17 protein-coding genes are annotated in these 19571 nt (G+C 46.3%); 6 read left to right on the plus strand and 11 right to left on the minus strand.

Annotation, left to right across the window (positions count from 1 at the left end; translation table 11 throughout):
* Positions 1–20: 20 nt before the first annotated feature.
* A complete protein-coding gene (locus DYD21_RS04525; RefSeq protein WP_116033156.1) occupies positions 21–392 on the minus strand; it encodes a ferredoxin in 372 nt (123 codons plus the stop codon).
* Positions 393–495: 103 nt separating this feature from the next.
* On the opposite strand from DYD21_RS04525, the gene DYD21_RS04530 reads away from it, so the two are divergent.
* A complete protein-coding gene (locus DYD21_RS04530; RefSeq protein WP_116033161.1) occupies positions 496–1062 on the plus strand; it encodes a hypothetical protein in 567 nt (188 codons plus the stop codon).
* A gap of 36 nt (positions 1063–1098) precedes the next feature.
* Here the strand turns inward: DYD21_RS04530 and DYD21_RS04535 are convergent, their stop codons facing one another.
* A complete protein-coding gene (locus DYD21_RS04535) occupies positions 1099–1797 on the minus strand; it encodes an ABC transporter ATP-binding protein (RefSeq protein WP_116033164.1) in 699 nt (232 codons plus the stop codon).
* Positions 1794–3308: a DUF5687 family protein gene (locus tag DYD21_RS04540; protein WP_116033167.1), complete on the minus strand. Its 1515-nt coding sequence runs from the start codon at positions 3306–3308 to the stop codon at positions 1794–1796. Before DYD21_RS04540 ends, DYD21_RS04535 begins: the two co-directional genes overlap by 4 nt.
* A 127-nt stretch (positions 3309–3435) precedes the next feature.
* On the opposite strand from DYD21_RS04540, the gene DYD21_RS04545 reads away from it, so the two are divergent.
* The gene (locus tag DYD21_RS04545; protein WP_158551410.1) at positions 3436–4098 is read left to right on the plus strand and encodes a DUF3267 domain-containing protein; all 663 of its coding nucleotides are present in this window, start codon (positions 3436–3438) and stop codon (positions 4096–4098) included.
* A 38-nt stretch (positions 4099–4136) separates the two neighbouring features.
* On the opposite strand, the gene DYD21_RS04550 is transcribed toward DYD21_RS04545, so the two are convergent.
* A complete protein-coding gene (locus DYD21_RS04550; RefSeq protein WP_158551411.1) occupies positions 4137–4538 on the minus strand; it encodes a CHRD domain-containing protein in 402 nt (133 codons plus the stop codon).
* Positions 4539–4715: 177 nt separating this feature from the next.
* Between DYD21_RS04550 and DYD21_RS04555 the strand changes: the two genes are divergently transcribed.
* Complete coding sequence (locus DYD21_RS04555; protein ID WP_116033180.1) at positions 4716–7643, plus strand: BamA/TamA family outer membrane protein; 2928 nt, start codon at positions 4716–4718, stop codon at positions 7641–7643.
* A gap of 168 nt (positions 7644–7811) precedes the next feature.
* Here DYD21_RS04555 and DYD21_RS04560 read toward each other — a convergent pair whose 3' ends face one another.
* Complete coding sequence (locus DYD21_RS04560; protein ID WP_116033184.1) at positions 7812–8660, minus strand: MOSC domain-containing protein; 849 nt, start codon at positions 8658–8660, stop codon at positions 7812–7814.
* Between the two features lie 86 nt (positions 8661–8746).
* On the opposite strand from DYD21_RS04560, the gene DYD21_RS04565 reads away from it, so the two are divergent.
* From DYD21_RS04565 to DYD21_RS04575, 3 genes are all read left to right on the plus strand, one after another.
* The gene (locus DYD21_RS04565; protein WP_116033189.1) at positions 8747–9052 is read left to right on the plus strand and encodes a septum formation initiator family protein; all 306 of its coding nucleotides are present in this window, start codon (positions 8747–8749) and stop codon (positions 9050–9052) included.
* 71 nt (positions 9053–9123) lie between these two features.
* Positions 9124–10074: an ROK family protein gene (locus DYD21_RS04570; RefSeq protein ID WP_116033193.1), complete on the plus strand. Its 951-nt coding sequence runs from the start codon at positions 9124–9126 to the stop codon at positions 10072–10074.
* A gap of 14 nt (positions 10075–10088) precedes the next feature.
* Positions 10089–12890 (plus strand): putative LPS assembly protein LptD, encoded by a 2802-nt coding sequence (locus tag DYD21_RS04575; RefSeq protein WP_147303492.1) that lies wholly within the window; start codon positions 10089–10091, stop codon positions 12888–12890.
* Between the two features lie 464 nt (positions 12891–13354).
* Here the strand turns inward: DYD21_RS04575 and DYD21_RS04580 are convergent, their stop codons facing one another.
* From DYD21_RS04580 to DYD21_RS04605, 6 genes are all read right to left on the minus strand, one after another.
* Positions 13355–13960: a riboflavin synthase gene (locus tag DYD21_RS04580; protein ID WP_116033203.1), complete on the minus strand. Its 606-nt coding sequence runs from the start codon at positions 13958–13960 to the stop codon at positions 13355–13357.
* Between the two features lie 17 nt (positions 13961–13977).
* Entirely contained in the window at positions 13978–15096 is a 1119-nt protein-coding gene (ribD, locus tag DYD21_RS04585; RefSeq protein WP_116033208.1) for a bifunctional diaminohydroxyphosphoribosylaminopyrimidine deaminase/5-amino-6-(5-phosphoribosylamino)uracil reductase RibD, read from the minus strand.
* A gap of 83 nt (positions 15097–15179) precedes the next feature.
* A complete protein-coding gene (locus DYD21_RS04590) occupies positions 15180–16955 on the minus strand; it encodes a SurA N-terminal domain-containing protein (RefSeq protein WP_116033211.1) in 1776 nt (591 codons plus the stop codon).
* 164 nt (positions 16956–17119) lie between these two features.
* A complete protein-coding gene (locus DYD21_RS04595) occupies positions 17120–18049 on the minus strand; it encodes an MlaD family protein (protein WP_116033215.1) in 930 nt (309 codons plus the stop codon).
* Positions 18050–18065: 16 nt separating this feature from the next.
* Positions 18066–18800 carry an ABC transporter ATP-binding protein gene (locus DYD21_RS04600; protein ID WP_116033220.1) on the minus strand — a complete coding sequence of 245 codons (735 nt, stop codon included), beginning with the start codon at positions 18798–18800 and terminating at the stop codon, positions 18066–18068.
* A 9-nt stretch (positions 18801–18809) separates the two neighbouring features.
* A complete protein-coding gene (locus DYD21_RS04605; RefSeq protein WP_116033227.1) occupies positions 18810–19547 on the minus strand; it encodes an ABC transporter permease in 738 nt (245 codons plus the stop codon).
* Positions 19548–19571: the final 24 nt, after the last annotated feature.

The raw sequence follows: 19571 nt of genomic DNA on the forward strand, positions 1-19571 counted from the left end.
GGCTCGCTTAATCAGATTCGTTAGGTGAGCGGATTCTTTGCAAATATATACTCTTCTACAGGCTCACCCTTGATCAGGTGTTCCTGAATGATTCGCTCAAGAACTCCCGGGGTACAGGAGTGATACCAAATCCCCTCTGGATAAACCACCGCAATCGGTCCGCGTTTGCACACCCTCAAACAATTCGCTTTTGTTCTGAATACCCCGCCGTCGCCATCAAGATCAAGTTTGCGCAGTCTCGATTTTAGGAATAGCCAGGATTTTAATCCATCTTCGTGGCGGCAGCATTTCGGATTGGTTTGATCCGCACAAATAAAGATGTGCCGCTTGATCCCGGAAATTTTAAGTTCGTTTGCCTTTTTTTGAAGTCGTTTTAAACTGCTTTGCTCCATAGTTTTTATCTTCTCACATAATCAGGTACATCGAATAGATCCGGATCTGATAGATCATGGGAACGTAACTCTGACTGAAATATAAATTGAAAATCATTCATTCATGACCGATTCATCCGATTATTTGTCACAGATCCGAAAGCTCACGGCCAATCAACTGCGTGAAATCTTACAACAGCTGATTCACCATTCTGATGAAAATAAACAGATTTTACAGCTTTATCTCGAAAAAGCACAATCTTCCGATAAATCAGCCCGGTTAACACTCACGGATGTTAAAAGAGAACTGAAGGAGCACCTGTATGGAAGATCTCACTTTCCTGTGGTTAACTTTAAACAAGCACGGCAAACGGTGGAAAAATCGTGCATAGCATTTGAATCTGATCCAAAACAAAGAGCGGATGCACTTCTCTTTTATGTTGAGCTGGGTACAGAGATTTCCGCATCATTTGGTGATTTCGGATCGGATTTCAACGAATCACTCATGCAAACATTTGATCAATTCTGTGATCACTTGAAAGAAAACCGGCATCTTTTAGTCCACTTCCAGGAAAGGCTGAACCGCGTATTATCTGATGCATCCGATTCTGCCGAAGAGGTTGAAACCTTCTTCAAAAACCGAACTCTTGAACTTGCATCTTCTTCCGTGGGAGATGAGCCGGGATCCTGAATCCGGGTTTCCAGCCAGTTTTTCTGTAGATCTAATTTATTTATCAAAATATGCGGCAAGTGTGGTTGCCATCACCTCTTTTTCATCTTTCAGATCTTTTCGGATTTCGCCATTTTCAAGCAGAAGAATTCTGTTGCAAACATCGGTGACGTGAGACAGATCATGGCTGGAAATCAGGAACGTAGTCCCGTTCTGCTCACGCTCAAACTGGATCACCCGTTTCAGGCGGTTTTGAGAAGTTGGATCGAGATTTTCAAACGGTTCATCGAGTATCACGACCTCCGGATTACCAATCAGCGCAGCTGCAATTCCAACTTTTTTGATGTTTCCTTTCGACAGTTCACGGATATATTTCTTCTTTTCGGTGATCTCTCCGTTAAAAAAATCCTGAAAACGAGCCAAATGCTCTTTTAAATCACCCTCGGTGAGGCTATAGATATTCCGGAGTGTTTCAAAATATTCGTCGGGGGTTAGAAACGAGAGCAGCATATGTTCATCCAGGTAACTGCCCACATATAATTTCCATTCCTCGGTTTGCCTGACGTTTTCTCCCCTGAAAAGCACATGGCCCCCGGTAGGACGAATCAGATCGAGTATAAGCTGAAAAAGGGTTGTTTTACCTGCACCGTTGTTACCCACCAGGCCGAAACATTCCCCCTTTTCAATCTCGAGTGACGGAATGTTTACAACGTACCCATCGCCATAGGTTTTGGTCAGTTCTTCAATTTTAATCATAATTCATTACGAAATGAGGTTGAAATGGGGTGTCGGTCAGAGCGGAGTTTATCAGCAGAGATTTTCAGAAGTTTATCCCGGAACAGAATTCCGGCAAAACCAATCCCGCCAAGAATAAACAGGGCCGCATACATACCTGCAATCACATCAAAAATAAAATAGATGATGTACATCAGCAGTATGTATGGAAAGATCATTACAAATTGGGCAACTCCAACTCCGTCGTAATTAAACATCGCTCCCTTGTTGATATCCATCGGTTTGGGCTGCCACAAAGCGAGGTAGATGATAATATGAATCCCAATTCCGATGTTGTAAAATAAAGCTGCAGTGTGGATAGCCAGGATTTCCCAGCCGTAGTATGCATAGGGAATGGTGAGTATAAAGGCTACAACAATCGACCCTGCCAGCAGGAGATATTTCCCTTTCATAAGTGCAAACAGTCCGTTTCGGCGCGTCATATAAAAATCGAATGAGGCAGAGTTCCAGCTCAGTAAAAGCTGCCCGTATTGCAGCAAAAACGAACCGGTGATGAACGCCCCGATGAATAGTGAAAAGTAGACGGCGCCGCGGGTAAGTTCTTCATCACCACTGCTGTAAAATAGCATTCCATAGAATAGAAAAAGCACGCAAACAATCAGGTATCCGCGGCTTTTTTTGTGTCGTAAAATCAGCTTCAGGTCCGTATTTGCGATGATACCCGGCAAACCAAATCTGGAGAGTAATCCCACATCTCCCCCCATAAACCGGGCCTTCTCCATGCCTGCTGAAACAGCCGGAAGTTCTGTGTATGCTGATTTTTTGTAGATGCTATAAGCTGCTGCAATTGATATGAAACATAAAATAACGGCAATGATCATCGACAGCGGACCGTTCATGGCCAGGGCAAAAAATGGCTCGGTGTAGGCTCCGATGTTGATCATATCAAAATACAACAGGATGAAGGGGACTAAAGGCAGTCCTACAAGCAGAACGGCTTTCAGCAGGCCACCGCCCGAGCGCTTGATGCAAAGAAGTAGAAAGTGAAGGGTCATACTCAGAAAAAAGAGAGTTCCGAGCCAGAAGAAAGCCCCGGTTGCGCCGTATACGGGCAAAATATCCGAGAGCGTAACCGGCATCAGTAACACGATAACAGCAAGCGAAAAAAGGGAGACCAGGGAGCGTACAAACATAAACTGCACGATGGCAGATTTTCGGATCGGAAGGTGAAGGTATTTTTTTAGGTCGACCAGCGGCGGACGTTGTAGAAAAAACCTTGAGATGAATTCAAACAGCAGGTAATAAAGTGCTGCCATATTCAGAAAGGCGGGAATATCCGGTATATCAAAAACATTGCGGAGAATTGGCCCGAGAAAAATAGCGATGCCAACAAATTGCACAACAAAATACCCGATGATAAGCAGAACAAAAAAAGCAGTGAGCAGGTTTCGCTGAAGGGAAACGGATCGCACCATCTCGCGCAGAGAGAGCTTCAGCAGAGGAAAAATGATTTGTCGTCCGGTTTTAAGCATAGTTCGTTATAGCAGGGTTCAAACCGTTCATCAATGAATTGTATGGTGAATGGTACGGCTGATTTCCGGTGTTCGAAAGTTAATGATTAGATCCTATCTTATATTGAGTACGAAGAAATATTGAATGATGACTATGAATGAATATCAGCCCGGGAAGAAACCGACACCGGAAGAGCTTCAGAATCTTGAAAGATTTACAAAAGTTGAAGATCTCGATCATAATGAGATGGTCCCTTTTATCCTGGAAAACCTAAAAGCCCGAAACCCGGTTACGGCTGTTTTTAAACACGGCACGATGATTCTGATTGCCGTTGTACTGTTCACGTGGATTGGCCGGTGGGATACATCAGCTTTTTTCATTGGGCTTGGAGCCGGAATTCTGTTTACGTTTACAATAGGTGTTTTAATTCATGAACTTTTGCATCTGCTGGTCTACAAAATTCTCGGCGCAAAAAAAACGAGGTTGAAACTGCTGCTCGACCAGGGTGCTGTAGCAGCCGTTGCCGACCATTTTGTGGTGTCAGAAAAGGAATTTTACTGGCTTGCATTCACTCCTTTTGTGGTACTCACTGCGGCCGGCCTGGCAGCGTTATTCACCACTTACGGATGGATCTTCTATGGAGTTTCAACATTTTTGGTGATGCACGCAACAGCCTGCCTCGGGGATTTTTCCCTCGCCGGATTTATGTACGAACACCGTAACGAATCAATCTACACTTTTGATGATGTGGAAAATGATAAGAGTTTTTTTTATAAGATGAATTCCACCGGTGAAGAGGGTGACGGTTGATGAAATTCAGGTGAGCACTCAACAACCTCATCCACATCCTACATCGCGGGAATTTGTCCCCGGATCTCCCCGTGCTGAAAACGGTTTGACGCGATATTTATATAGAGCCGTCCCCGGCGAAGGGCATCACGAACGGCATCAGTAAGCAAAAATGCATTCTCCTCACGTTTAAAAACTCCTGAATTTCGGTTTTCGTCAAGAGTGGGCTGCAGCCGGAGCAGGCGGTGTCCCGTTTTACCAACTTCGCCATGATGAATGTAGCCTGACCAATACACGCCGCGCAGCTCTTCGAACTCGCCCTCAACAAAAAGAGAATCTCCCTCTACTGTCACTTTCATGAACCCGATGGCCGGTGTTCTAACCATGGGCCGGTGATTATATCCACCAAGCGTAATTTCTGTCGTTCTCTGAGCATAAACCGGCTCCGGATTTGCTGACAAAACGAATACTATTCCCAATATGAATGCAATATACCTGAACATTTTACCTCATCTGTTTAGAGTCATAATATAACGCAGATCTTTCGATTCCATGATAGATGATCCCGATTTTTTTCTCTGCTGATCTTTATAGAAATTAGCTCTGTCGGTTCTGTTATCACTCATTTCATCCGGATTATGAAAAATTTACTGATCCTTCTTCTTTTTTCCCTGTTTGCTGCTGAAATTTACGCGCAGGGTTTTAATGCAAATAACGGCAGAAATCACCCGGAAATAGACTGGAAAGAGGCTGAAACAGAGCACTTCCGGATTATCTACCCGGCACATCTATCGGGAATTGAATCCGAAGTGGCGCCAATCGCGGAGGAGTCGTACCGCGTGCTTGCTGCAAATTTGAACGTGGAGTTTGAGGATAAAATCCGGATCTATCTTTCTGATGAGGATGAAATTAACAATGGTTTTGCCGTGCCAATCGGCAAAAGCTACACTAATATCTGGGTCAATACGAACGATTACAGTGAAATCTGGACCGGCCGTGAAAAGTGGCTCCGAAAGGTTGTGGCGCATGAACTGGGGCATATATTTCATTTCGAGGCAACGCGGTCGAACATGGGTATGTGGCAGTTTGTGGTTGGAGAGCCTTTTACCCGGGCGTGGACGGAAGGACTGGCGCAATATCAAACCGAACAGTGGGATTCACAACGGGGCGACAGGTGGCTGCGCAAAGCGATCTTCGACAGCCGGCCCAATTACAACGACGGCCTGTCGATCGAAAACGGCCGGCTGCTCTATGCTACCGGCAATTCTGAACTGCGCTACTTTGCCGAAACCCGGGGCGACTCAACTCTTGCTGAACTCTTCACCCACAGAAACTCTTTTCTTGGCATCTGGAACTACCACGACTTCACACGGGCGTTTCGTGAAATCACCGGAGATTCCTACTCCGATTTTCGTGAAGAATGGCGAAAACACATGAACATATACTACAATACCATGGCTTCGCAGATGGAGCGTGTTGATTCTCTGCAGGCCGATCCGTTCTCTCTTCCCGGCCAGTTTTATTATGATATGGCCGTCAGTCCGGACGATCAGAAAATTGCTGTACTATCCCTGGCATCCATGCAGCGGCCGGTTCGCAGACTATTTTCTGTTCAGAACGACTCCACCCGCAAAACTGAATTCCTGGCGGAAGGGAGTATTAACACCGATCTTTCATGGAGCCGGGATGGAGAAACGATCTACTATTCCAGAAAAGTCCGGGGAGGACATTCATCCATTGTGAATGATATTCATGCATTCCACATCGAAACCGGCCGCGAAGAGAGAATCACACACAGCCGCCGCGCCCGCTTCCCGGTTGACGGATTTGATGAACAAACCATCGCCTATATCGTCAATGAAGACGGTACAGGAAATCTCTTTCAGCTGAATCTGGAAACGGGTGAAGAAAGCCGGATCACCGCATACCGGGGCGATGTACAGCTTCTCTGGCTGATACGCGTGCCATCACAAAATAGCTGGCTGGTCCATCGGTTTGATGAAAATGGGGATAGAAACCTTGTGTTGATTCATCACGAAACCGGCAGCGAAACTGTAATTGATGACGCTCTGCATGACAACCGGAAACCGGTACTAAGCCCCGATGGCGAATCTGTTGCCTACACGTCACTTCGCGATGAAGTGCCGAATGTTTTTGTGTACAATTTCAGCGATCAGTCTGAGCGACGGGTAACGAATTTATTCACTGGCGGTGAGCTTTATGGCTGGATTTCCGAAAGCGATACCCTTGAATCCCCGAAACTTCTTATCAAAGCAAGCGAAACCAAGCGGAACGACAGCGCATTTTGGGTTGATGCGGACCGAATTCCACACGAGCCGGATATTCAAATCGAACAGAGTTATGCAAGCTGGCGCACACATACACCACCGGAAGAGATTCCGTCATTTATCGATCCCGACCCCACGCTGATTCAGTCTCGTTCAGATTACCGTTCGTTCAGAAATCTCTCACACGCAGCCTCCATAGCCCTGCCGTATTACGCCGGGGATGATTACGGAATTTTTGCTACCACCAACTGGGTTGAACCGCTCGGTAAACACACGGTTTCTGCGCTGGGTTGGGTGTCGGCCAAAGATCCCGCCCGGAACTCATTCGGATCGCTCACGTACCTGAACAATCAGCTTTATCCATTCCTTGGTTTTTCGATCTACAGGCTGCCTGAAAGCGCACGGTTTTACGGGGATCGATTTTTGATTGAAGAGATGACCGGCGGTGACATCCAGGCCCGCTGGCCACTCGACCGGCTTGAAGCTCCCTATCAGTCGGGCTCTCTTTTCGGGCGATTGCGGCATGTTCTTGTTCGTCCGTATGAGCGCGGAGAGTTCAGCGACACCTTTCAGGCCCCTGTTCCCGAAAAAGGCCGGCAGACTGACCTCCGTCTCGGCATTCAGGTGAAAAAGCAGCGACCCTGGCGGGATAACCTGATCCATCCGCTCGACGGCACCGGTTTCCGCGCATCGCTCACGGGCGCTGAACAAATCCTTGGGTCTGATGTGAAATTTCTCACTGCTGAGCTAAATGCCTACACAATTCGCCCGGCCATCGGCCTGCACCGGATCTATTTACACGGACGATTCCAGGCGCAGTGGGGCGATCCGCTTGCCCAGGATTTTATCGGGTTTAGCCGGTATGATAACATCAACCTGAACCTGCCGACGGAAGTGCCGTTTACACTTTTCAATGAAGCAGACCGGGTTCGCGGCTATCGCAGTTTTGTGGCCGGAAAACAGGTGGCGTTTGGAAGCGTGGAATACCGGATGCCGTTTCTGCCATCATTAAATACGCAGATTCTTGGGCTGATCCGTTTCGGATCCACATCGCTCTCCCTGTTTTCTGATGCGGGTACGGTTTGGAACGCCCGTTTTGCGGATGGAACCACCGGCACGGAAACCCGCTGGGGTGCCGGCGCTGAAATCAAAAACAGGGTAGTGCTGCTGGGTGTCGGGTTTACGCACTCTCTTGGAATTGCCCAGCCGGCGCAGGAACTCTTCACTGATGCCGATTACGATTTTTATTACAGGGTTCGGGCGGTTGTACCGTTTTAATATGAGTTAAATTTGAGTATCCGGCCTTTCTGAACCACCCCCGGCCCCCTCCCTATATCGCAAATACACTCCATAAGGAGGGGAGCTTTAAAAAACATTCATACCCTGCTTAAGGCATTTAAGCTTCTGAAAATTTTACACAATAATGTCTTAAGATTAATCACTCGTTTACGAACGAATATGCAGCGGATCACCCACGCGGATTGTTTCGCCGGTGCCGGATGTGAGGATAGAATTCATCCCGAAATACGCTCCTCTGCTTTCCGGGATGGTTTTCATTCGTGTGAGCGTACGGAGCGGCTCTTTTGGGTTTTTGATCGCTCCCGTAATCTGATCAACCGTGGTAACTTTACACCGTTTGCACGGCTTCCGCAGCCCTAAACTGTATCTCTCATCACCAGACGTGAGTGTGTGGATCTCATTTTCCTGGTAAGACGGGAGGCCATCGATCACAATATTCGGGCGAAACCTGTCCATGGTTACCGGTTCTGCCCCGGTTTCAATGAGGTTTTGGTTCAATTCATCCAGTGAACGTTCGTTTGTAACCAGGAACGGAAAACCATCCGCAAAAGCAGTGTGAGCCTCTTCGTCTTTCAGAAATTCCGGATCAACCGGCCGCTGGAATGAGTCACGGATTCGCACCAGGCGGTAGGTTTCGCTCTCATCTGTATCAAGCCGTTGGGTAAGCCAGTTCGCAACATCGTCCCCTTCATCAAATGCTTCACACCGGTCGCCCCATATCTCGACCTGAAGTTCAGGCTTATGATCTGTTGAAAAATCAACGGAAATCTGGCCGTCATTACTGTCGGTAAGAATCAGTTGTTTATTCTGCAGGTTTGCCGATAATAAAGCCATCGCGGGCTGAGAACGCTGAGAAACAAACGTACCAGTTTCGTCAACGATCATCCAGTTGCGGTCGAACTCCAATCCGCGTACGGTTAGTTTCGATTCCTGCAATTTCAAACCGCGTAACGATTTAACCGGATAACTATAAAGCTGAGAGATTTTTAAATTCATCGTTTAAAACTACTGCATTTAATGCTTCAATATTTGTTTAACGGGCTATTTTAAGCTAATTTCTATGTTAAATTTACAGATTTAAGATGATTACCAAACACCTGAACCCGCTTTACTGGAAAAAATCGTTCTTAATTGGTCTATTGGCCGGTTTTTTTATCCTGTGGTTTACTTTTTTTGATACTTATAGTTTATCTACCCGGTACCAGCTGGAAACTCAAAAAAAGAACCTGGTTGAACGAACACAAGAGCTTGAAAAAAAGAGTGATGAGCTGAAACAGAAGATATCAACTCTTGAGGATAATCCGGATCTGCTTGAAAAAATAGCAAGAGAGGAGTATGGCATGCGCAAGCCCGGTGAAACGGTTTATCGCATCAAACCAGCGGAATAGAGATTGGATGCCGTTGTTTACCTCTTTTTTCACTATTTTCGCGTCAATCCTACAATAAATAAACTTTAGCGATGGTTTCAATTGGCATCGATTTAGGTGGTACAAATATTAAACTTGCTCTTGTTGACAGAGACAAGGGCTTTATCACAAAAAAATCTGTACCTACCGAAGCAGACCGGGGCAAAGTTCACATTTTTGATAGAATCGCCTCGGAAGTAAAAGCTATAATTAAAGAAGAAAATGCAGAACCTGTAGGTCTTGGAATGGGCTTGCCGGGAATGGTAACTCTCGACCGAAGAACAGTTAAAAATCCGCCAAATCTCCCCGGCTGGAAAATTGAAAATGTGGCTGATGAAATAGAAAGCCGGCTTGGTTTGAATGCTGTCATTGATAATGACGCAAACCTGGCTGCACTGGGTTCTGCCCGTTTTGGAGTAGGAAAAGATATCAATGATTTTATCATGATAACGCTCGGAACAGGCGTTGGCGGGGGAATCATTTATGATAATAAAGTTTATCGGGGCACTACCGGTTCGGCCGGTGAGCTCGGCCATGTGATCATCAATTACCACGGTCCGCATTCCAACAGCAACACCCGCGGAGGCATTGAAGCGTACCTGGGGCAGCGGTTTTTAAGCCGTTATGCAGCTGATAGAATTCGGCAACATACCGACAATCCGCTCTACGAAAAATTTCATACAGACTTTGAGAAGCTCGAGCCCGTTGACCTTTCTCGGGCGGCTGATGATGGGAATGAGCTTGCCGTTGATATTCTGAAAAGTTCCGGTGAAAAACTTGGCTACGCGATCGTAAACTATATCCATATTCTGGATATTCGCAAGATTGTGGTAAGTGGCGGCGTTGCAAAAGCCGGCCACTGGATTTTAGATCCCGCTAAAGAAACCGCCGAAAAGTTTCTGATGCCCCCGTTTCTGGAAGATTTTGATATAATTTATGAATCACTCGGTAATGAAGCCGCACTGCTTGGCGCTGCAAGTCTTGCATTTGAAGCGCTAAGCTGATCTAAATTGAGTATATGCAGCACCCTCTACGCCCAATTTACAGTTTGCTATTCGCCTTCTTCTTTTTGGGTTACGGAGCTGCGCAAATTCACGGTCAAGCGGTAACGGATACACTTCAGGCGGCTGTAAATGATACTATTCCACCCGTCGTTTCCGATACCGTTTCGGTAGATGAACCCATTCCAACAGATGCAGATACTGTTCAAACCCGCCCCGATCTGGACGAACTTATGCAACAGCGTCAGCAGCAGCCGGGGCAGGTTGACCAGCGACCGCAAGGTCAGGGTCCCGGTTCACGCGGGGAGGCCACCGGTGATGTGGTTCATTTTCAGGCACGCGATTCGCTCGTTTTTAATTTCAGAGAACAGAGAAAAGGGTATCTCTACGGATCAGCAAATGTAACACACGAAAGCGGCGCTCTTGATGCGGGCAAAATCGATCTCGATCTGCGTTTGAACCAGGTGGAAGCGCAAACTCAAACTCCTGAAGATACCCTTTCATATCCCGTCCTCAGACAGGCCAACCGCGATCTGAAAAGCACGCGGATTCTTTTCAATTACGAGACAGAGAAGGGTAAATTTGAAGTTGCCGAAATTGAGGTGCCTGATGGTTATGTAATTGGAACACAGGTGAAAAATGTGTCCCAGACTGAAGTGTTTATTGAAGACGGAATCTATTCGAGCTGTCCGCCCGATCATATGTATTACTACATCAGGGCAGAGCGGATGAAGGTTGTGGATGAGGATGAAATCTTTTTTACCAATGCCCGTCTCTATATTCTTGATATCCCCTACCCGCTGGTTTTCCCATTTGGTTACGTTCCCGCCGGAATTGACAGGCGGCAGTCGGGATTGCTGGAACCTACATATCTCTTTCAGAATACCGGATCGCGCGGGCTTGGATTGCAAAACCTTGGCTGGTTCCAGATTTTTAATGAGTATCTCGTAGGTGAAGCGTCTGTTGATATTTTCACATCCGGTACTTTTTTCAGCAATAACCGCATTCAATATCGCAGAACAGGTCAATATAACGGGAGTATCACGTTGGGTTATTCTCGTGAACAGGGTTTGGAACCCACAGATTTGAATTTTGCTGAAACGGTCAGTAAAAGACTTGCAATTAATCACGACCAGCAGCTCTCTCCCTATGCCAATATTTCTGCGAATATTAACCTGAATACATCAAACTATTTTCAGCGCAACTCACTGGATATTGATGAAAGGGCACAAACAAGCAGTACGTCACGGGTCAGCTACCGGTATAATCATCCTGAAGGAAATTATAACTTTTCGCTGACGTCCAATTTAAATCAGCAGTTCAATACCAATGTAGCAAGGCTGACCGGCCCGGAAATGAATTTTTCAATGCGGCAATTTTCGCCATTTGAAACCGATCGTCCCGGCACAATGGATCAGCGATGGTATGAGCGGATTACGGTGAGCTACCGGAATAATTTCAGGTCGAACTTTAATTTTACGCCAATCGCCCGGGAGGAGGCCGAAGTGAATTGGTTTGAAGCACTGCTCGATCCCCAAAAGTACCGTGAGGCAACAGGCGATGATCGCCACATTCAGTATGGATTTGTTCAGCGGGCACAGGTGAGGGCCGGACAGCTGGTACCAAGCCAGTTCATCAATGTAAGTGCAAATTTGGATTTCAACGAGTATTGGTACCCAACAACAACAAGGCGTGAATTTAACCCTGAAGAGAACCGGGTTGAAGAATTTCGTGAGATGGGATTTGCAACCGCACGTGATTTTAATACCAGCCTGAATTTTTCCACCACATTTTATGGGATTTCACAGATGTCAATTGGCAATTTCGAAGGGCTAAGGCACACCGTTCGTCCCAGTGTAAGTTTGAGTTACCGCCCCGATTTTTCAGATGATTTCTGGGGATTCTATCAGGAAGTTCAAACAGATACTACAGGTACAACACGGCAGTTTTCACGTTTTGATCGTGAAGTTTTTGGAGGTCCGGCAAGTGGTGAGCAGAGAACGATTAATTTTGGGGTCACTAATATTCTTGAAACCAAACGTGTTCGGCGCGATTCCACAGGAGAAGTTCAAACCACAAATCTCCGGCTGATTGATAATCTTTCAATCAACTCGAATTACAACTTTGCGGCTGACAGTCTGAAATTCGGAAATGTGAATGTCTCGGTAAGTTCGAGGGTGCTGGAGGGAATCCGGTTACAAGCGAGCGCCAATTATTCACTGTATGCAAGAAATGAAAACGGCCAGCAAATCGATACATTTATATGGAATGCCGGGGATAAATATTTGCAGCCGCTCAGTTACAGCCTGAGCGCTTCCACCAGTTTTAGCGGAGGTGAACGCGGGCCGCGTATATCGACACCTCCCTACCGGCCGTATGATCCGTATAACCAGCAGTTTTTCAGTCCGATCGACCAGTATTTCAACGATCAGCCTGTTCAGCCCATTCAATCCACGTGGAGTCTCGGACTGGATTTCAGTTATCGCTGGAACTACAGGTTTGGTCAGGATGCCAATCAAACCGCTACGCTGAATGCTAATAATATTCAGTTTAATCTTACCCCAAAGTGGAGTGTATCTACACGTCTTGGGTATGATTTTATCGAAAAAGAGCTTACCCCGGCCCAGTTTCGGCTGAACCGGCAGATGGTCTGCTGGAATCTCTCGTTCCAGTTTAACCCATTTGGAGATAATCAGTACTACTCATTCAGGCTCTCTTTATCGAGCGGTCAGATTTCAAGTCTGTTCCAGAAACTGCCGGGCCTGAACAATCTCGAAAGAAGCTCAAGGGAGGCAGGACGCCCGCCTCCACGCTTCTGATTTGTCTGATAAAGAAATTTTCCTCATCCGCTGACTTCACGTCATCGGATGAGTGGATAGGGCAAGATGTTAATCTGCCAACCTGAGTTCGATTAATAATATTTTTGAATTAGCCATGAAGAAGTCTCCCCTAACAAGGGGAGATTTAGAGGGGGGTCCATTGGTTTTTACCAAGATCTGATGAACATCCCTATCAATCTCGCCCCGATAGTCGGGACTGGAAAAACACCAGCTTGCGTGGTATAAAAGTGGTATAAAAATGGTGCCCTTTATTAAAGGTGGGTTACATTCATGATTTAACAATCGAACTCAGACCAGAATGTAAAGGTCGGACAACTCACCGGATGAAGCGAATTCATCCGGTGCGGATCCACACATCCCACACCCCTTTCGCTTCAATGATGACACAACACTCGTGGCAATGGGTTTTAGAATATAGATATCCTTTTGGTATCCTACGGCTGCTAATCTCCGTTTGATGTCTCCCGTCTTTTTAGGTACTGTACGATATATTTTCCAAAAATGTCGAACTCAAGATTTACGGGGTCGCCCTCTTTTTTTGAAGAAAGAGTTGTGAAATCCCATGTGTAAGGGATGATGGCAACCGTAAAGCGGTTCTCCTCGTTTCGCGCCACGGTGAGGCTGATACCGTCAATCGCAATACTGCCGCGGCCCACGATGTAATCGATATACTCTTCAGGATACTTAATTGTAATTAAGATATCGGCGTCGTTTTGCTGGATTGAATGGACCTTACCTACCGTATCCACGTGGCCCTGGACAATATGTCCTTCAATCGCTTTTTCGAGTGTTAAGGATCGCTCAAGGTTAACCCTGCTCCCTTTTTTGATCGCGCTGAATGAAGTTTTGCGGAGTGTCTCTTCCACACACTGAACCGTAAACGTATCGTTATCAAATGAAACCACGGTCAGGCATACGCCATTTACCGCAATACTCTCATCAATATGTGTATCTGTGGAGAAACTACAGGCGATAGAAATTTGCACGCCGCCTTCAAGTGGCTTGACGTCGGTAACTTCACCCACTTCTGATACAATTCCAGTAAACATAATAGTTCCTGTATAATTTATAAATCTGCTGTTAATAACATATCGGGGCCAACACGGGACCAGTTGAACTCTCTGAATGGAACCAGATCTTCCATGCGGTTCATTCCAAGTCCCTGAATACTTTTTGTTCCGCCGCCCAGGATTTTTGGAGCGATGAACAACTGAAGCCGGTCAACGAGTCCCGCTTTCAAAAAGGCTGTGGAGAGATCTTTTCCACCCTCAACCAGGAGTGAAGTAATCCCCATATCACCAAGTTTCTGCATAGATTGTCTGAGATCCGTGTGACCCTCTTTTTCGTCTACAATTAAAACTTCACCCCGGAAATAATTTTGCTTAAACATTTTGAGCATCGGGTCGGCGCTGGATTCCGCTTTCTTCCGATTGTGCGTTAACACAATGGTTTTCTCCTCATATTGATCCGTAAAGAGGTTCAGGTTTTCCGGCAGTGCAAAGGGGCCGTCGATCACAACACGCCGCGGCTGTCGCCCTTCTGTGAGCCTGACTGTCAATGAGGGGTTGTCGGTCATGGCTGTATTTCGGCCAACCAGCACGGCATCCTGTTCGCTTCTCCACTGATGAACCAATGTCCGTGAATCTTTCGAAGAAATCCACTTGGAATCTCCATTGGGCGCAGCGATGTATCCATCTGCGGTCTGTGCCATTTTCAGTGTTATAAACGGCCTGCCAAACTCCACATAGTGAAGCCACGCTTCGTTTATCTCTTTCGCCTTATTCTCAAGCAGGCCTACATCAACAGCAATGCTGTTCTTTTTGAGAGTTGAGATTCCTTTGCCGTTTACCTCAGGAAACGGATCCTTCATAGCTACTACCACCCGTTCCAGGGGAAGATCTGCGAGCATTTCTGCGCACGGCGGAGTTTTGCCGTGGTGGGCACACGGTTCAAGCGTAACATAAACCGTAGAACCCTTTAGTGCGGATCTGGATTTTACGGATTTGACGGCTTCAACCTCGGCATGAGACTCCCCGTATCTCCTGTGGTATCCTTCACCAATAATATCTCCGCTCTTTGATATAATCACACAGCCTACCATGGGGTTGGGGGATGTGTAGCCTCTCCCTTTACCGGCAAGCGTGAGCGCCCGCTGCATCCAGATTGTATCTTTTTCTTTGTTCATTCAGAGAAGCTGAGGTTAAAATAAAAAAGGGCAAGAAGATGATTCTCGCCCTTTTTTGAAAATTTCATATCAGGTATACTGTGTTATCTGCTCATCACACGGTTTCTGTTGTCGCGGATGGTTGCTTCTTCTTTCAGCTTATCAATAAAAATCTGGCTGAAAGCAGCAAATTTCTGCTGCTCGAGCTGGTTTCGTATTTGAGTACGATTCGCATTTGTCATCTCATCGGGGTTTGCCATGGTAATGTCGTTTACACGAAGTACAAATACGGCATTTTCACCTTCGATCGGGGCAGATACCTGTCCCGGTTCCATACCGAATGCACGCCCGATAACACCCGGTTCGCGTCCTGCGCCCGGTATTGAATTAGCGCTCATGCGCAGATCTTCAGCAATCTGGATCTCTTTTCCGGCTGCTTCAGCAAGATCTTCCAGTTCCGATGCGGATCCGTGAAGATCTCTTACACGCTCAAGCATCGCAGATTTTCGTTTGTTGTTTCTTACAATGTTTTCAAGCTGTGAACGAACTTCCTCAAAAGGCCGTGTTCCTTCCGGAATTCGTTCCTGCAATTGAATAACAATAAACTGGTCATCCAATTCGATAGGATCGGAGATGGAGTTTACACGCATGCTCTCAAGCTCCATCAGTGTCTGCTGACTTTGCCCCAGTCCCGGAATAAAGTTGTTTCCTTTCGTCGCTGTTGCAGTTCTCACTTCGTACTCTCTGCGCTCAGCTTCTTCCATGAAGCCTTCGTCTTCAGCGTAGAATTCAAAATCGCGCGCACTTTCTGCCCGGCGATCGATAGTTGCAACCGGATCAGCTTCAACCGGGTATGAGAACGCAGCAAATTTAATTTCACCGTTACGTTCGTCGATTTTCTTCAAAATATGCGGAGCGTCATCAATCATAAGCACTTCCGAAACTTCCCCTACTTCAAGATCAAGAACGGGACGATATTCATCCCGGATACTTTCGGGATCAACAAATGCTCCTCTGAAAGGTGTTGCTGAGAAGTTTCTCTCGAAAAACAGGGAGTCGTTCTCTGCTTCGGCGAAACGCGGCCGCATCTCTTCAACATCGCGGATTGCGTTTGCAGTGTCTGCTGAGGTTGGTGTGATGTCCCAGCTCACATATCGAAAGCGGTAGGTTTCACTTCTGCGAAATTGATCGGGGTTATTCCGGAGATAACTGCGCATTTCGTCTTCTGAAACAGAAATCTCGTCGTCAGCCACATCGGCATAAGGAAATCGAATAAATTCAATATCCGCAAAGGAGTTATTTCTTATGTATTGGTTCCTGATATCGAGATTACTTACCCGCATGCCGGACCCGATGTAGTTGTTCATCTTCTGTTGCCGCCTGTCGTCACGCAACTGCTGTTCAATCATAATCCAGATCTCACTGTTTTCAGGTGCGTCAATTGCGGCCTGAAGTGCAACTCTGTCGATCGTGCCATCCTGCTGCTGAAATTGCTGCCGGATAAAAGGCGCGGGATTGTCACCGGTAACCATATTAAGCAGTTCTCTGTCGGTTACCGAAATTCCCATTTCATTCATTTTCTGTTGCATCAGCCGTGCAGCAACCAGGTCATCCCAAGCCTGTTCTTCGAGTGCGGCACGGGTTTCGGCTGTCATAATTCCATCCTGAGTCTGGTTGTACTCATCCGTGTAGAAACTTACCCGCTGGTTGTACTCCTCAAAAGAGATTCCATCACCATTTACAGAACCCATATTAGAGGGTCCGGCGGTAATCCCGCCAAAAAAGTCCACATCAGCAAGTACCCAAAGTATTCCGAAAGAGAAAATCAGTATCCACAAAATGGATGCGGTACTGTTTCTCATTTTTTCCATTACTCCCATAAAAATTCCTCTAATACAGCTTTGTTAACAGTTGATTACGTGTTATACAATTTCGTTATTTGCAATTCTGCAGCCTCTTGCAGATTTATGCAGACAGCCTGAAAAGTTACGATAACCTCGTAATAATAGCAACGAACAAGGGAATTGAAAATTGAGCGGTGATTTTAGAAAATTTCAATGATACTCATGTGCCTCAGGTACCGGCCCGGATTTTCATTGATACCTTTTACCAGCTCGTTTAGTTCTTTGGTCAGCTCATCCAGGTTATCGTATACAGATGGATCGTTCACCATTTTACCCAGTGTGCCGTCGCCATTATTAATTTTCTCGATGATTTCATTTAAACCGGTTGAAGCGCCTTCCAGTTCGATTCGAATCTGCTCAAGGTCGCTGATATTTTTTTCAAGAGTTACCATAAGTGAATCGATTCGAGGACGACTTTCCGAGGCAAGGGTATCGAGATGAGCGAGCATGGAGCTCCCTGATTCGATCGCGAGATCAATTTCGGTCTGTTTGTTATCCAGAATTTCCGCAATTCGCTCGGTTGCATGGGAAGTACTGCGCAGCGTTTGATTCATCGAAACCCTCGCATCGTCGTCGAATGTTTCATTGAGCTGAGCAAGAAACTGGTTCAATTCTGTAAATGTATTCGACAAGTCATCACCGAGTTCATCCCCCCGGCTGCCCAGTGTCTCCAGCATACTTTCAACATATACACCTTCAATGCTCTCTCCAAACTCCACGGTTTCTGATGATGAGCCGAGCTGAATAACAATTGATTTACCTTCGATTAAGCCCTGCGATGTAAGATATGCAACCGAACCGCGCGGCAGGGGTCGCTGCATATCGAGGCGCATGGTAATCTCAACGCTGTCCGCCTCAGTAAGCTGCACATTGCTCACAGAGCCTACTTTAACCCCGCGTACAAGAACCTGGCTTCCTGTCCCAAGGCCGTCAACGCGCTCGAATGTAGTTTTTACATCCAGAGACTGCCGGAGTATAGGTACATCCGACATAAACCGGAATCCAATTACGGCCGCAATGGCTGCAAGTAAAACTGTTATTCCAACTTTCGCTTCGCTGCTGATATTCAATGGTTACCTCAATGAGTTAAATTTGATATTCGCTGGCCCGAATAAATGTTTCGAGTTCTTTATGCTCGCTCTTTCGCATGTCTTCCACACTTCCAAACCAGCTTAGTTTTTGTTGATCTAAAAAAGCCACCTTATCTGCAACTTCCAATACACTGTGCATATCGTGGGTAACAACAACGGATGTGATTTCGAGCTCATCTGCCATCCGGATAATCAATTCGTTAATTTCATCTGATGTTTGCGGATCAAGCCCGGATGTTGGTTCATCATACATGATATATTCCGGCTCGAGAATGATCGCACGTGCCAGCCCGACGCGCTTCCGCATACCTCCTGAAAGTTCAGAAGTTTCCTTATCGTGAACGTTCTCAAGGTTAACCTGCTTAAGTGCGTTCATTACCATTTCTTCAATCTCTTCTTCACTATAATTGGTAAAGTACCTGAGCGGAAATGCGATGTTCTCAAACGTATTGATGGAATCAAATAGTGCAGATCCCTGGAAAAGTATACCGAACTTTTGCCTTAGTATACGCTGACTAACATAATCCATATCATGAATATTGTTGCCGTCAATAGAAACAGTACCGGTATCAGGGTAAAGCAGCGCGTTGATGTGTTTCAGCAGAACCGACTTACCGCACCCTGATCTGCCGATAATTGCCACGGTATCGCCATCTTCAATCGTGAACGACACATCCTGCCAAACCAGCAGATCACCAAAACTTTTCGAAAGATTTTTTATCTCAATCATAATAATGATTTACAAGAGGAGTGCAGCCAGCAGAAAATCAGCCAGCAACACTACCATACAGCTTAATACCGTTGCGTTGGTTGTGCTTGTTCCCACTCCTTCTGCGCCACCGGTTGCAAAATATCCCTTGTAGCAGGAGATGGAGGTAATGATAAAACCAAAAACGAACATTTTCACAAACCCGAAGATAAGAGTCCACGGACTGAAATACATGCGGGCTCCCTGCAGATAATCGGTTGCCGGTACGGTATTTGTGAATACTCCGGCAAGAAGTCCGCCACCTACTCCAAACACGCTTGCCACGATATACAATACGGGAAACATCAAAATACCGGCAAGCACGCGCGGAACCACCAAAAAAGAGACCGAGTTAAACCCCATCGATTCCAGGGCATCAATCTGCTCGGTTACACGCATGGTGCCCAGTTCAGTTGCAATTCGTGCGCCCACCTTACCTGCCAGTACCAGGCTCGATATAACGGCAGCGAGCTCAATCAGGATAGATTCTGAAACAATGGCCCCGATCGTCGAAAGTGGTATGAAGGCCGAATCGAGCTGGTAAGCGGATTGAATCGTCATCACCGATCCGGTAAAAAATCCAGTAAGCATGATGATCGGAACGGAATCGTACCCGATTTTCACCATCTCATGGAAAAAACTCTTTCTGTATGTTCCAAACTCTGTTGATGAGCGAAGGGACTGATACAACAGAGAAGTGTATTTACCTAATTCTTGAAATGCCTTCATCCGATGATAAATAAAATCTTCAGG

The organism is Rhodohalobacter sp. SW132 (assembly GCF_003390325.1).
In the GTDB taxonomy this organism is placed as follows: Bacteria; Bacteroidota; Rhodothermia; order Balneolales; family Balneolaceae; genus SW132.